11 protein-coding genes are annotated in these 14,208 nt (G+C 70.6%); 10 read left to right on the top strand and 1 reads right to left on the bottom strand.

Going from position 1 to position 14,208, the window contains the following annotated elements; translation table 11 throughout:
• Positions 1-193: 193 nt before the first annotated feature.
• From IEY89_RS32060 to gatB, 7 genes are all read left to right on the top strand, one after another.
• The gene (locus IEY89_RS32060; RefSeq protein ID WP_189151031.1) at positions 194-1,195 is read left to right on the top strand and encodes a methionine synthase; all 1,002 of its coding nucleotides are present in this window, start codon (positions 194-196) and stop codon (positions 1,193-1,195) included.
• A gap of 15 nt (positions 1,196-1,210) precedes the next feature.
• Positions 1,211-3,406 carry an NAD-dependent DNA ligase LigA gene (gene ligA / locus IEY89_RS32065; RefSeq protein WP_189151032.1) on the top strand — a complete coding sequence of 732 codons (2,196 nt, stop codon included), beginning with the start codon at positions 1,211-1,213 and terminating at the stop codon, positions 3,404-3,406.
• Between the two features lie 218 nt (positions 3,407-3,624).
• Positions 3,625-5,967: a putative bifunctional diguanylate cyclase/phosphodiesterase gene (locus IEY89_RS32070; protein ID WP_189151033.1), complete on the top strand. Its 2,343-nt coding sequence runs from the start codon at positions 3,625-3,627 to the stop codon at positions 5,965-5,967.
• A 181-nt stretch (positions 5,968-6,148) separates the two neighbouring features.
• Positions 6,149-6,445 carry an Asp-tRNA(Asn)/Glu-tRNA(Gln) amidotransferase subunit GatC gene (gene gatC, locus IEY89_RS32075; RefSeq protein ID WP_015036350.1) on the top strand — a complete coding sequence of 99 codons (297 nt, stop codon included), beginning with the start codon at positions 6,149-6,151 and terminating at the stop codon, positions 6,443-6,445.
• 5 nt (positions 6,446-6,450) lie between these two features.
• Positions 6,451-7,959, top strand: a complete 1,509-nt coding sequence (gatA, locus tag IEY89_RS32080; RefSeq protein ID WP_189151034.1) for an Asp-tRNA(Asn)/Glu-tRNA(Gln) amidotransferase subunit GatA — start codon at positions 6,451-6,453, stop codon at positions 7,957-7,959.
• The gene (locus IEY89_RS32085; RefSeq protein WP_189151035.1) at positions 7,956-8,198 is read left to right on the top strand and encodes a hypothetical protein; all 243 of its coding nucleotides are present in this window, start codon (positions 7,956-7,958) and stop codon (positions 8,196-8,198) included. Before gatA ends, IEY89_RS32085 begins: the two co-directional genes overlap by 4 nt.
• Before the next feature lie 16 nt (positions 8,199-8,214).
• Entirely contained in the window at positions 8,215-9,735 is a 1,521-nt protein-coding gene (gene gatB, locus IEY89_RS32090; RefSeq protein ID WP_189151036.1) for an Asp-tRNA(Asn)/Glu-tRNA(Gln) amidotransferase subunit GatB, read from the top strand.
• A 79-nt stretch (positions 9,736-9,814) separates the two neighbouring features.
• Here the strand turns inward: gatB and IEY89_RS32095 are convergent, their stop codons facing one another.
• Positions 9,815-10,627 (bottom strand): SAM-dependent methyltransferase, encoded by an 813-nt coding sequence (locus IEY89_RS32095; protein WP_189151037.1) that lies wholly within the window; start codon positions 10,625-10,627, stop codon positions 9,815-9,817.
• A gap of 192 nt (positions 10,628-10,819) precedes the next feature.
• Between IEY89_RS32095 and IEY89_RS32100 the strand changes: the two genes are divergently transcribed.
• From IEY89_RS32100 to IEY89_RS32110, 3 genes are all read left to right on the top strand, one after another.
• Positions 10,820-11,128 (top strand): hypothetical protein, encoded by a 309-nt coding sequence (locus IEY89_RS32100; RefSeq protein ID WP_189151038.1) that lies wholly within the window; start codon positions 10,820-10,822, stop codon positions 11,126-11,128.
• A gap of 198 nt (positions 11,129-11,326) precedes the next feature.
• Complete coding sequence (locus IEY89_RS32105) at positions 11,327-13,639, top strand: MMPL family transporter (protein ID WP_189151039.1); 2,313 nt, start codon at positions 11,327-11,329, stop codon at positions 13,637-13,639.
• Entirely contained in the window at positions 13,617-14,192 is a 576-nt protein-coding gene (locus IEY89_RS32110; RefSeq protein ID WP_189151040.1) for a GNAT family N-acetyltransferase, read from the top strand. The genes IEY89_RS32105 and IEY89_RS32110 overlap by 23 nt, the downstream gene beginning before the upstream one ends.
• Positions 14,193-14,208: the final 16 nt, after the last annotated feature.

Here is a 14,208-nt window from a genome sequence, read left to right on the forward strand (position 1 = left end):
GCCCCCGCCGCCCCCGAACCCCCGCTCCTCAAACGCCGGAGAGGCTGGAATACTCGCGCCGGCCCGCATTTCCGGCCTGTCCGGCGTTTGAGGACGAGGCCCCTTCAGGGCCGAAGCGGGGGTCTGGGGCCGCAGGCCCCCAGGGAGGGGACGGGTAGGGGCGGCGGGGGCGAAGAAACATAGGCTTCGCCATGTGAACGAGAACCCCACCTTCGGCCCCGCCACCGGCATCGGTTCCCTGCCCGGCGGCGACGCCCGGGAAGCCGTCAAGGCGGCCACCGGGACCTTCGACGACTTCCCCTTCCTGCCCGAACTCCCCGCCCGGGGCCCCGGCGCCGACATGATCGGCCGCACCGCCGGAATGCTCGTCGAGATGTACGCGCGCGTGGAGCCCAGCGGCTGGCGCCTCGGGGACCGCCCGGGCCGGGACACCAAGCGGGCCCGCTCCTGGCTCGGCGAGGACCTCGACGCGCTGGAGGAGTTCACGCAGGGGTACGAGGGACAGCTGAAGGTGCAGGCCGTGGGCCCCTGGACGCTCGCCGCCGCACTCGAACTCAGGAACGGCGAACTCGCTCTCTCCGACCTCGGCGCCTGCCGCGACCTCGCGGGTTCCCTCGCCGAGGGCATCCGCCTCCACCTCGACGAACTGCGCCGCCGCATCCCCGGCGCCAGGCTCGTCCTGCAACTCGACGAACCGTCCCTGATGGCCGTGCTGCGCGGCCAGGTGAGGACCGCCAGCGGCTACCGCACCCACCGGATCCCCGACCGCCAGATCGCCGAGGCCGTGCTCCGGGAGGTCATCGGCGTGCACGGCGACGGGCCCGTCGTCGTGCATTCCTGCGCCCCGGACGTCCCCTTCGCCTTCCTCCGCAGGGCCGGTGCCGCCGCCGTCTCGTTCGACTTCTCGCTCCTCACCGAGCGTGACGACGACGCGATCGGTGAGGCGGTGGAAGGCGGTACCCGGCTCTTCGCCGGTGTCGTGCCCGGCACGGACGGCCCATTGTCAGACCCTGCCGGTAGCGTCAGTGGTGTCAGAACGCTGTGGCGCAGGCTGGGGCTGCATCCGGGGCTTCTCGCGGAGGCGGTGACGGTCACTCCGTCGTGCGGACTCGCGGGCGCTTCCCCGCGGTACGCATGGGAGGCGCTCGCCCACTGCGTCCAGGCGGCGAGATCACTCGCGGACAACCCAGAGTAACGGGAGGACAATACGGTGGCCGGCGAACAGCACGCACAGACCACATCGGTGCCCGCCGAGGCGCGCGACAGGCACGCCCAGCTCGCCGAGCGCATCGAGGAGCACCGCTTCCGGTACTACGTGAACGACGCTCCCGTCGTCAGTGACGCGGAGTTCGACAAGCTCCTGCGCACCCTGGAGGCGCTGGAGGAGGAGTATCCGGAGCTGCGCACCCCCGACTCCCCGACCCAGAAGGTCTCGGGGGCGTACGAGACGGAGTTCACCTCCGTGGAGCACCGCTCACGCATGCTCTCCCTCGACAACGCCTTCGACGACCTGGAGTTGGCGGCGTGGGCGGAGCGCGTCCACAAGGACGTCGGCGCATCGGAGCACCACTTCCTGTGCGAGCTGAAGGTCGACGGCCTGGCCGTCAACCTGACGTACGAGCACGGGCGTCTCACACGCGCGGCGACCCGCGGCGACGGCCGCACCGGCGAGGACATCACGCCCAACGTGCGGACGATCGCCGAGATCCCGGACCGGCTGACGGGCGACCGTGTCCCTGACCTGGTGGAGATCCGTGGCGAGGTCTACTTCCCGATGGAGAAGTTCGAGGAGCTGAACGCCCGTCTGGTGGAGGGCGGCGACAAGCCGTTCGCCAACCCGCGCAACGCGGCGGCCGGTTCGCTCCGGCAGAAGGACCCGCGCGTCACCGCGACGCGCCCGCTGCACATGGTGGTCCACGGCATCGGCGCCCTGGAGGGCTACGAGGCGCTGACCCGTCTCTCCGAGGCGTACACCCTCCTGCACGAGTGGGGCCTGCCGACCACGCGGTACGCGAAGCGGGTCGACGACCTCGACGGCGTACGGGAGTTCATCGCGTACTACGGCGAGAACCGGCACTCCGTCGAGCACGAGATCGACGGGGTCGTCGTCAAGCTCGACGAGATCCCGCTCCAGGGCCGCCTCGGCTCGACCTCGCGCGCCCCCCGCTGGGCGATCGCCTGGAAGTACGCGCCCGAGGAGGTCAACACCAAGCTCATCAACATCCGCGTGGGCGTGGGCCGTACGGGCAGGGTCACGCCGTACGCGCAGGTCGAGCCGGTGACGGTGGCCGGCTCGGAGGTCGAGTTCGCCACCCTGCACAACCAGGACGTCGTCAAGGCCAAGGGCGTGCTCATCGGCGACACCGTGGTGCTGCGCAAGGCCGGTGACGTCATCCCGGAGATCCTCGGCCCGGTCGCCGACCTGCGCGACGGCACGGAGAAGCCCTTCGTGATGCCGGCCGAGTGCCCCGAGTGCGGTACGCCGCTGCGGCCCATGAAGGAGGCCGACGTCGACCTCCGCTGCCCCAACGGGCAGAGCTGCCCCGCCCAGTTGAGAGAGCGGCTCTTCTATCTCGCCGGGCGCAAGTGCCTGGACATCGAGAACTTCGGCTACGTGGCCGCCGCCGCGCTCACCAAACCGCTGGAGCCGTCCGAGCCGCCGCTCGTCGACGAGGGCGACCTCTTCGACCTCACCATCGAGCGCCTGCTGCCCATCAAGGCGTACGTCCTCGACCAGGACAGCGGGCTGCCCAAGCGGGACCCGAAGACCGGTGAGGAGAAGATCGCCACGGTCTTCGCCAACCAGGAGGGCGAGCCCAGGAAGAACGCGGTCTCGATGCTCGCCAACATCGCCGCGGCCAAGGACCGTCCGCTGGCCCGGATCATCACCGGTCTGTCGATCAGGCATGTCGGTCCGGTCGCCGCCGAGGCGCTGGCCCGCGAATTCCGCTCGATCGAGCGCATCGAGCAGGCCTCGGAGGAGGAGTTGGCCACCACGGACGGGGTCGGCCCGATCATCGCGGCCTCGCTCAAGGAGTGGTTCGCGGTGGACTGGCACCAGGAGATCCTGCGCAAGTGGCGGGCCGCCGGAGTCCGTGTGGAGGAGGAGAACTCCGGCGAGGACGAGGGGCCGCGCCCGCTCGAAGGGCTCACCGTCGTCGTGACCGGCACACTCGAACACCACACCCGGGACGGCGCGAAGGAGGCGCTGCAGAGCCGTGGAGCAAAGGTGACCGGTTCTGTTTCGAAGAAGACGTCTTTCGTGGTTGTGGGTGACAATCCTGGTTCGAAGTTCGACAAGGCGATGCAGCTGAAGGTGCCCGTTCTGAACGAGGACGGCTTTGCCGTGTTGCTCGAACAGGGACCCGAGGCAGCGGCCGAAGCAGCACTTCCGAACGAGGAGTAGGGGTTGAAGACCACCCGATCGGCGCATACCAGATGCATACGGGTGGCCGGTCGCATTCGGGCAACCGTCGACGACCGCTGCCCGTGGAAGCCTTCTGCGGCCTACTGTTGACGTATGCGCCTGCCGTGCCCGGATGCGGTTTCGGACGCGGTGCCGTTGACGGCTGACGGACATCGGACCGCGTGGCGTGGGCACCGCCGGCTGTGAGAGGGACGGGAATGGAACCGACCGAAAGCGCCGCCCCTCCCTCACGGCTGCGCGGACGCCGGATATCCGGCGCCCTGCGCTGGGGCTCCGCCCGCCTCGCGGGCCGTCCCGAGCCCGCCCGGCAACCGGGCGCGGCCCGTCGGACGGCACGGTTCCTGGAACGGGCGGGCGTCGGTGTCCTCACGACCGGACGGGCCGGCAGAACAGGCGCGGCGGGCGGCACCGGACAGCGCATCGTCGCCGACAGCAGGGTGTCGACCCCGCTGACGGCCCACCTCACCGCCGAGGAACGCGTCGCCCACCTGCACGCCCACGACCCCGCGCGCCAGCTGTCCTGGCCCGCACTGCCCGCGGCGGTCGTCGCGGCGGGCGGTTTCGTCCTCGGCGCCGGCTTCTACCGCGGTTTCACCGGCCACAGCGCGCTCTTCCCGTCCGGCACCGTCGGCTGGGCCCTCGCCGTGCTCACCGGTGTCATCGTCGGCCACCTCGTCGCCCTCGGCCGCGCCCGCTGGTGGGGCGGCACCGGCTCGGGCGCCGCCCTCACCCTCTCCGTACTCCTGCTGTACGGGTGGGTGCCGGCCGGCATGGTCAGCCTCACCGTCGTCGTCCTGGTCGGTGTGGCCCGGCGCCACCGCTGGCGGCAGGGCCTCCTGCACGGTGCGGTGGACATCCTCGGCATCGGCGCCGGGGCGCTGGTGCTCGCCGCGTTCGGCCGGGTCCCCTCCGTCGAGACGCCGTGGGACCCGCAGACCTGGAGCGTCTACACGGCGCCCGAGGTGACGCTGATCGCGGTCACCTACCTGGCGCTCACCCGCACCCTGCTCTGGTATCTGCACACCCCGCGCGGCGGACTGCCCACCGTCGCCCGCTCCGCCCTGGTCAGACAGGGCCTGGTCGCGGTCGCGCTGCTCGCCATCGCGCCGCTGATCTGCGTCGTCGCCGTCGCCCTGCCGATCCTGCTGCCCCTGTTCGCCATCCCTCTCATCGCCCTCGACTCCACCCTGTGGATAGCCAGGGCCCGGGCCGAGGAACAGCTGCGCGACCCACTGACCGGACTGCCCAACAGACAGTGGCTCCTGGAGCGCACCTGGTCGGCCCTCGACGATGCCGAACGCATCGATGCGCGGGCCGCGTTGATGCTCATAGACCTCGACCGCTTCCGGTCCGTCAACGACACGCTGGGCCATCTCGCCGGTGACCGCCTTCTCCTCCAGATAGCCGACCGGCTGCGCCTCGCCCTGCCGCGCGGTGCGGAGGCCGCACGGCTCGGCGGCGACGAGTTCGCCGTCTTACTGCCGGTCGTCGACTCCACGACGTCGGCCACCCGCGTCGCCCGCAACCTGGTCACCGTGCTCGGCTCCCCGCTGGACCTCGACGGACTCACCCTCGTCCTGGAGGCCAGCGCGGGCCTCGCCGTCTTCCCCGACCACGCGCTCGACGCGGAGGGACTGCTGCGGCGCGCGGACGTCGCGATGTACCAGGCGAAGCGGGACCGTACGGGCGTCGAGGTGTACGAGTCCAAGCGCGACTCGAACACCCCGGACCGGCTCGGCCTGCTGGGCGACCTGCGGCGCGCGCTCGACGCGCACGAGGTCGAGCTGCACTACCAGCCCAAGGTGCGCTTCGACGGACAGGTCGCCGGCCTGGAGGCGCTGGTGCGGTGGGTGCACCCGGAACGCGGGAAGGTGCCGCCGGACGAGTTCATAGCGATCGCCGAGTCGTCCGGGCTGATGCCCCACCTCACGGAGTACGTACTGGAGACGGCGCTCGAACAGGTGGCGAGGTGGCGCTCCCAGGGCCTGTTCGTCCCGGTCGCCGTCAACGTCTCCCCGCGCGACGTCCACACCCCGGGCTTCGCCGGTTCCGTCGCCGCGCGGCTGGCCCGGCACGGGGTCCCGGCGGGGGCGCTCCAGCTGGAGATAACGGAACACGTGCTCCTGGAGGATCCGCAGAAGGCCGCGGACACCCTGGCCGCGCTGACCGGGCACGGCGTGAAGATGTCCCTGGACGACTTCGGTACGGGGTACTCCTCGCTGGTGCATCTGCGGCGGCTGCCGGTCAGTGAGCTGAAGATCGACCGGTCGTTCGTGGCGCGCCTGGCGGTGGACACGGAGGACGCGGAGATCGTGCGGTGCACGGTGGATCTCGCGCACTCCCTGGGGCTGCTCGTGGTCGCCGAGGGCGTCGAGGACGACGAGACGTGGGAGCGGTTGCGGGACATGGGGTGTGACGCGGTGCAGGGGTGGCTCGTCGCCGCCGCGATGCCTCCCGAGGAGGCCACCGCGTGGTTGCTGGCGCGGGGGACCCGGGGGTGGCAGCGTCCGCGGGCGGCCTTGCCCGCCGCGGAATCGTAGGGAGATCTCCCACCCGCGCACCGCCCGTTCATCCCCCGATTCAAGGGTGAGCTCTGCCATGAGGGCTCGGCGCCATTGGCGGCTGCCGGCCGCCTGAGGCAAACCCGTGCGCGGGTTGTCCCGCCCGCCCCCTAGGATTGGGGCCAAAACCCACACCGCACTCACCCCAGAGGATCGCTGCATGCCTGGCATCACGCGCGAGGAGGTCGCCCACCTCGCACGGCTGGCGCGTCTGGAGCTGAAGGGCGAAGAGCTCGACCACTTCGCAGGCCAGCTCGACGACATCATCGGCGCGGTCGCCCGCGTCAGCGAGGTCGCCGACCAAGACGTACCGCCGACCTCGCACCCGCTGCCGCTGACGAACGTCATGCGCGCGGACGAGGTCCGTCCGTCGCTCACCCCCGAGCAGGCGCTCTCCGGCGCCCCCGCCCAGGAGCAGCAGCGTTTCAAGGTGCCGCAGATCCTGGGGGAGGACTAATCACCATGTCGGACAACAGCAACGTCAACATCATCCGGCTCACCGCCGCCGAGACCGCCGCGAAGATCGCCTCCGGCGAGCTCACCGCCGTACAGGTCACCGAGGCCCACCTGGCCCGGATCGAGGCCGTCGACGAGAAGGTGCACGCCTTCCTGCACGTCGACCGGGAGGGTGCTCTCGCCCAGGCCCGGGCCGTCGACGCCAAGCGCGAGCGCGGGGAGACGCTGGGCCCGCTGGCCGGCGTACCCCTCGCGCTCAAGGACATCTTCACCACCGAGGGGATCCCGACCACCGTCGGGTCCAAGATGCTCGAAGGGTGGATCCCGCCGTACGACGCGACCGTCACCAAGCGGCTGAAGGCCGCCGACGTCGTCATCCTCGGCAAGACCAACATGGACGAGTTCGCCATGGGGTCGAGCACCGAGAACAGCGCGTACGGGCCCACCGGCAACCCGTGGGACCTCACGCGTATCCCCGGCGGCTCCGGTGGCGGTTCCTCGGCCGCGCTCGCCTCCTTCCAGGCGCCGCTGGCCATCGGTACGGACACCGGCGGTTCCATCCGCCAGCCCGCCTCCGTCACCGGCACGGTCGGCGTCAAGCCGACGTACGGTGCCGTGTCGCGGTACGGCATGGTCGCCTTCTCGTCCTCCCTCGACCAGGGCGGGCCCTGCGCCCGTACGGTCCTGGACGCCGCGCTCCTGCACGAGGCCATCGCCGGGCACGACCCGCTCGACTCCACCTCGATCGACGCGCCGGTCCCGCCGGTCGTCGAGGCCGCGCGCAACGGCAGCGTCGAGGGCATGCGCGTCGGTGTCGTCAAGCAGTTCCGCGGCGAGGGCTACCAGGCCGGCGTCATCCAGCGCTTCGACGAGTCCGTCGCCCTGCTGAAGGACCTCGGGGCCGAGATCGTCGAGCTGGACTGCCCGTCCTTCGACCTGGCGCTCTCCGCCTACTACCTGATCGCGCCGAGCGAGTGCTCGTCCAACCTCGCCCGCTTCGACGGGCTCCGCTACGGCCTGCGCAGCGGCGACGACGGCACGCACTCCGCCGAGGAGGTCACCTCGCTCACCCGGGCGGAGGGCTTCGGACCCGAGGTCAAGCGCCGCATCATGCTCGGCACGTACGCGCTCAGCTCCGGCTACTACGACGCGTACTACGGCAGCGCCCAGAAGGTCCGTACGCTCATCACCCGGGACTTCGAGAAGGCGTTCGAGTCGGTGGACGTGATCGTCTCCCCGACCACGCCCACCACCGCCTTCCCGATCGGCGAGCGTGCCGACGACCCGATGGCGATGTACCTCGCGGACCTCTGCACCATCCCGACCAACCTGGCCGGCAACGCGGCCATGTCCCTGCCCTGCGGTCTCGCACCGGAGGACGGACTGCCGGTCGGACTCCAGATCATCGCCCCGGCACTCAAGGACGACCGTCTTTACAAGGTCGGCGCGGCCGTCGAGGCGGCGTTCGTGGAAAAGTGGGGGCACCCGCTGCTTGAGGAGGCACCGTCGCTGTGAGCAATGCTCTTTCGAAGGCCAAGGGCTTCAAGAAGTCCAAGTCCGGGACGTACCTGTCCATCGCCGGGACCGCGTTCGGCGCTCTCGGTGTCGCCAAGCGGCTCAAGAAGGCCCGCGCCGACAAGGACACCCTGGTCCTGGTCGACGCCACCGTGTCCGCCGTCGCCATCGTCACCGGCCTCGCCATCCTCTACCGCGAGCTGAAGCGGCTGGGCGACGACGACGTCCTGCTGGGCTGAGAGGGAAGTTTTCACCGTGACCACCACGACCGACACCGAACTGGTGTCGTACGAGGACGCGTTGGCGTCGTACGACCCCGTCATGGGCCTTGAGGTCCATGTCGAACTGGGCACCCGCACCAAGATGTTCTGCGGCTGTTCGACCGAGCTGGGCGGCGAGCCCAACTCGCAGACCTGCCCGACCTGCCTCGGCATGCCCGGCGCGCTCCCGGTCGTCAACGCGATCGGCGTCGAGTCCGCCATCAAGATCGGTCTCGCGCTCCACTGCGAGATCGCCGAGTGGTGCCGCTTCGCCCGGAAGAACTACTTCTATCCGGACATGCCGAAGAACTTCCAGACCTCCCAGTACGACGAGCCGATCGCCTTCAACGGGTACCTCGACGTCCAGCTGGAGGACGGCGAGACCTTCCGCGTGGAGATCGAGCGCGCCCACATGGAGGAGGACACCGGCAAGTCGCTGCACGTCGGCGGCGCGACGGGCCGTATCCACGGCGCCTCGCACTCGCTCCTCGACTACAACCGCGCCGGCATCCCCCTCATCGAGATCGTCACCAAGCCGATCGAGGGCGCCGGCGAGCGCGCTCCCGAGGTCGCCAAGGCGTACGTCGCCGAGCTGCGCGAACTCATCAAGGCGCTCGGTGTCTCGGAAGCCCGCATGGACCAGGGGCAGATGCGCTGCGACGTGAACCTGTCGCTGCGCCCGCACGGCCGCGAGAGGTTCGGCACCCGCAGCGAGACGAAGAACGTCAACTCGCTGCGTTCCGTGGAGCGTGCGGCCCGTTTCGAGATCCAGCGGCACGCCGCCGTACTGAACTCGGGCGGGACGATCATCCAGGAGACCCGGCATTTCCACGAGGACACCGGGTCGACCACCTCGGGCCGCGTGAAGGAGGAGGCCGAGGACTACCGGTACTTCCCCGAGCCGGACCTGGTGCCGGTGGCCCCCTCCCGCGAGTGGGTCGAGGAGATCCGCGCCGGGCTGCCCGAACTGCCGCTGGCCCGCCGCAACCGGCTCCTCGCGGAGTGGGGCGTCACGTCGACCGACATGCAGTCGATGCTCAACGCCGGTGCCATCGACCTCATCGTCAGCACCATCGGCGCCGGTGCCGACGCGGCCTCCGCCCGCAAGTGGTGGATGGGCGAACTCGCGCGCAGCGCCAACGAGTCGGGCACCGCGATCGACGAACTGGCCATCACGCCCGAGCAGGTCGCCCGGGTCGCCGCGCTGGTCAGCTCCGGCGACCTGAACGACAAGCTGGCCCGCCAGGTCATCGAGGGCGTTCTCGCGGGTGAGGGCGGCCCGGACGAGGTCGTCGAGAAGCGCGGACTGAAGGTCGTCTCCGACGACGGCGCGCTCAACACGGCCGTCCAGGAGGCCATCGCCGGCAACCCGGGCATCGCCGACAAGATCCGCGGCGGCAAGGTGGCCGCGGTCGGAGCCCTGGTCGGCGCGGTCATGAAGGCGACCCGCGGTCAGGCCGACGCGGCCCGCGTCAAGGAACTGATCCTTGAGCAGCTGGGCGTCAGCGAGGGCTGAGCCGAGCACCGTGACTGAGGGGCGCATCGGGTTTCCGATGCGCCCCTCGGCCTTTGCCCTCCGCTACTCGTCTACGTGATCACGTACGGCGTCCCACGACCCGTACGAAGCCCAGGGACCGCCCCTGGTCGGCGTTGAGCAGTTCCACCGAGTCGCGGGCCATGCCGGCCATGAACTCCTCGGTGCTCTCCTGGGCGCAGACCTCGCTCCACAGCAGCCAGTCGCGCCAGCCGTCCGGCAGCCAGTCGGCGGCCTCCACCGTCACGGCCCCGCTGCGCGACCACTGCCGCCGCCACCAGTCGGCGGTGTGGAACGACCAGAACCCCGGGTCCCAGAACGGCTTGAGGTGCTCCGGCGGCTCCACGCCGTCCGGCTCCTCGCGCAGCGCCGGTACGACGACACCGATCCGCCCGCCCGGCTTCAGCAGCCGGGTGAGGGTGGGCAGATACAGGTCGTCCGTGCCGAAGTACTGATAGGCGTCGATGCTCACGATCGCGTCGAACGACCCGTCACCGAAAGGCAGTTGGTGTGCCTCGGCGTACACGGGCAGCACCCGGTCGGCGACGCCCGCCTCGGCGATGCGGCGGGCGTTCTTGGCGGGCTCGATCCACAGGTCGGCGGCGGTGACCTGGACGTCGTACTCCTTGGCGAGGAAGACGGACGTCATGGCCTTGCCGCAGCCCAGGTCGAGCACCCGGGCGCCCGGCGGGAGGGTGTCGAGGCCGAGCACGGGAGCCAGCCACTCCAGCAGCCACAGGGCGTGCGGGCCCATCTGGTTGTCGATGGTCCAGCGGGCGTCGTAGTGGCCGCTGCGCGGGTAGTGGGGGTGGTTCAGCCGGTCAGCGAGCGGGTCGGGACGGTCGTTCGAGGTCCTGGAGGTGATGTCGGACATCGGTGAGCGGGCTCCTCGGGTTCTGTGACGAGAAAGAACGGAAGGCTTCGGAGCTCGGTCGGACCTTCAAACAATGCACCTGCTCGGAAAGGCGGCGGAAAGCCGGGTACGGACAGTCGACGGCCGGACGCTAGCAGTGGGCATCCGGCGCCCGCATCCGAATTTCAGGTGGGCGCGCTACGCTCCCCCGCCATGGACGAGAAGGACGGGACCGACGAACACGAGGGGGACTCCGAGGAGTACGGGGACGCGGCGCTGGACGCGCGGCGCGCCCGCTGGACGGCGACCGGGAGCGGGGTGCTGCTGGCCCTCGTGGGGCTCGCTGCCTCGACGCTCCGCCTCACGGGCTCCGCGCCCCTGCTGGTACCCGGCGCGTACGCCTTCGGCGCCGCCGTCTGCGGGCTCGCGTCGGTGCTGGGGGCGCGGGGGCGTACCCGTCGGGCTCTGTGGCTGCTGATCGCCGGGGTGATGGTGATGGCTCTCGGGGACCAGTTCGACTGAGACGACAGAGTTCGGCCGGTTGTCCTGTGACGTGACTCGCACTCTTGTGAATAAGGGCACTGACACGTCAAACGATCACTATCGCCTGCAACAGTGGTCCGGTAACGCTCTTGCCTTCTTTCGTTTCTTTGCGGGCCGTTCTGTTCATTCACGACTGTTCCCGGTCAAAGATCCACCTTTCCTCCAGGGAGCACGTCTGTGGCAGTCCTCGCACGCTGGTGTGTCAGGCACCGCCTCGCCGTTGTCCTGATCTGGCTCGCCGCCTTCGGCGGAGCGACCGCCGCCGCGGCCGTCGTGGGCTCGGCGTACTCGAACGACTACGAAGTCCCCGGCACCGAGTCGGGCCGCGCCACCCAGCTCCTGGAGAGAGGTTTCCCCGGTCTCGGCGGCGACACCGACACCGTCGTCTGGCACACCGGCTCCGGCACGGTCCGTGCCGCCGACGTCGAACAGACGATGACCCGCACCCTGGACCGCATCGCCGACCTGCCCGGAGTGGCCTCGGTCGTCAGCCCCTACGAGGGCCGCGGCACCGGCCGCATCAGTGCCGACGGGCGTACGGCGTACGCCACCGTCACCTTCGACAGGTCCGCCGAGGACATCGGTGAGGACGAGGCCCGGGCCGTCGTCGACGCGGCCGGGGCGGCGCGGGCCGACGGGCTCCAGGTGGAGCTGGGCGGCAGCGCCATCGCGCTCACCGAGTCGTCCGGCGGCCACCTCGCTGAGGCCGTCGGTGTGGTCGTCGCGGCCGTCGTGCTGTTCCTCGCCTTCGGCTCGCTCGCCGCCTCCCTGCTGCCCATCGCCACCGCCCTGGTGAGCGTCGGCACGGCGTACGCCGGGATCGTGCTCCTCGGGCACGCGATGACCGTCGCGGACTTCGCGCCCATGCTCGGCATGCTGATCGGGCTCGGCGTGGGCATCGACTACGCGCTGTTCATCGTCACCAGACACCGACGCGGCCTCAAGCGCGGCCTGTCCGTCACCGAGGCCGCCACCAACGCCGTCACGACCACCGGACGCGCCGTCGTCTTCGCGGGTGCGACCGTTTGCATCGCCCTCCTGGGGATGCTGATCCTGCGGCTGGGCTTCCTCAACGGGGTCGCGATCGCGGCCTCGCTGACGGTGGTCCTGACCGTCGCGGCCTCCGTGACCCTGCTCCCCGCCCTGCTGTCGTACATCGGGCCGCGCGCCCTGAGCCGGCGCGAGCGGCGCAGACTGGCCGGGCACGGGCCCGAGCCGGAGCTGCCCACGGGATTCGCCGCCCGCTGGTCCGCGTTCGTCGAGCGCCACCCCAAGGCGCTCGGCGCCGCCGCCCTGGTCGTCATGGCGCTGCTCGCCCTGCCCACCCTCTCGCTCCACCTCGGCACCTCCGACCAGGGAAACAACCCGAAGGCGACGACCACACGCCAGGCCTACGACCTCCTCGCCGACGGCTTCGGTCCCGGCGTCAACGGCCCGCTCACCCTGGTCACGCCCGTCTCCGACGCCGAGGACAAGCTCGTCCTCGACAACCTCGCCGCGACCCTCCGGACCACCGAGGGCGTCGCGTCGTCCTCGCCGGTGACCTACAGCGCGGACGGCTCCACCGGGTACCTCACCGTCGTACCGGAGTCCTCCCCGCAGTCCGCGCGGACCAGCGACCTGGTGGAGCGGCTGCGCGAGAGGGTGCTCCCGCGCGCGGAGACCGGCACCTCGCTCGACCTGCATGTCGGCGGGGTCACGGCGAGCTATGACGACTTCGCGGACGTGATCGTCGGCAAGCTGCCGCTGTTCGTCGGTGTCGTGATCGGCCTGGGCTGTCTGCTGCTTCTGCTCGCGTTCCGGTCGATCGGCATCCCGCTCAAGGCCGCCGCGATGAACGTCGCCGCCGTCGCCTCCTCGTTCGGTGTCGTCGTCGCGATCTTCCAGTGGGGCTGGGGGAGCGAACTGCTGGGCCTCGGCAGCGCGGGCCCGATCGAGCCCTTCCTCCCCGTGATCATGGTGTCGGTCCTCTTCGGACTCTCCATGGACTACCAGGTCTTCCTGGTCAGCCGGATGTACGAGGAGTGGCTGGAGACCGGCGACAACCGGCGGGCCGTCCGGGTCGGCCTCGCCGAGACCAGCCGCGTGATCAACTCCGCGGCCGTCATCATGATCTCCGTCTTCCTCGCCTTCGTCCTCTCCGGCGACCGCGTGATCGCCATGTTCGGCATCGCCCTGGCCGCCGCCGTCGCCCTCGACGCCTTCGTCCTGCGTACGCTCCTGGTGCCCGCGCTGATGCATCTGCTCGGCGCCGCCAACTGGTGGCTGCCCCGATGGCTCGACCGCCGTCTGCCGCGCATCAGCATCGAACCGCCCGAGTGCCGCGCCGCCGCCGAAATGCCGGGCGTCGAGGAGGCCGGCCGTGCGAGCATTCCGGGGCCGCGCGCCACGGACCGCGCACGGGAGGACGTGGACGCCATGACGGACGTCGACGTCATGGACGTACTCGTGAAGGAGCGACCGAAGGATGTACGCGATATCCCTGGGTGACGACGGGGCGGAACTGCGGCCCCTGGAGCCCTGGCACGCCGAGGAGTTCCTCGCGCACCTCGACCGGGGGCGGGAGTTCATCACCCGGCACATCCCCTTCGGCATGAAGTCCACGGACCTCGACTCCGCGCGGGACCAGCTCCAGCGGTACGCCGACCAGCACGCCGCCGACACCGGGTCGCTGCACGGGATCTGGCTGGACGGGAAGCTCGTCGGCGGGGTGCTGTTCCTCAACTTCAGCGCGGAGCACGGCAACTGCGAGGTCGGCTGCTGGCTGGAACCGGCAGGCACCGGACGCGGGCTGATCACGCGCGCGATGCGTGTCCTCATCGACTGGGCGATTGACGTACGCGGCATACACCGTGTGGAGTGGCACGCGTCGTCCGTCAACGAAGCGAGCATCAACGTGGCGCGGCGGCTGGGCATGAGCCGTGAGGGCCTGCTGCGGGAGAACTACCCGCACCGGGGCGTCCGCACGGACACCGAGATCTGGTCGGTACTCGCGCCCGAGTGGCGAGACGCACGCGCGCGTGCCGCTCACAGGGATCATTAAGGAACTTCTCAGACGA

This window comes from Streptomyces lacrimifluminis, from assembly GCF_014646095.1.
Classification (GTDB): Bacteria; Actinomycetota; Actinomycetes; order Streptomycetales; family Streptomycetaceae; genus Streptomyces; species Streptomyces lacrimifluminis.

Coding starts and splice junctions, on each gene's coding strand:
- gatC (WP_015036350.1), top strand. CDS start 6,149: ATGCCTGGCATCACGCGCGAGGAGGTCGCCCACCTCGCACGGCTGGCG.
- IEY89_RS32110 (WP_189151040.1), top strand. CDS start 13,617: ATGTACGCGATATCCCTGGGTGACGACGGGGCGGAACTGCGGCCCCTG.
- IEY89_RS32070 (WP_189151033.1), top strand. CDS start 3,625: ATGGAACCGACCGAAAGCGCCGCCCCTCCCTCACGGCTGCGCGGACGC.
- gatA (WP_189151034.1), top strand. CDS start 6,451: ATGTCGGACAACAGCAACGTCAACATCATCCGGCTCACCGCCGCCGAG.
- IEY89_RS32100 (WP_189151038.1), top strand. CDS start 10,820: ATGGACGAGAAGGACGGGACCGACGAACACGAGGGGGACTCCGAGGAG.
- IEY89_RS32095 (WP_189151037.1), bottom strand. CDS start 10,627: ATGTCCGACATCACCTCCAGGACCTCGAACGACCGTCCCGACCCGCTC.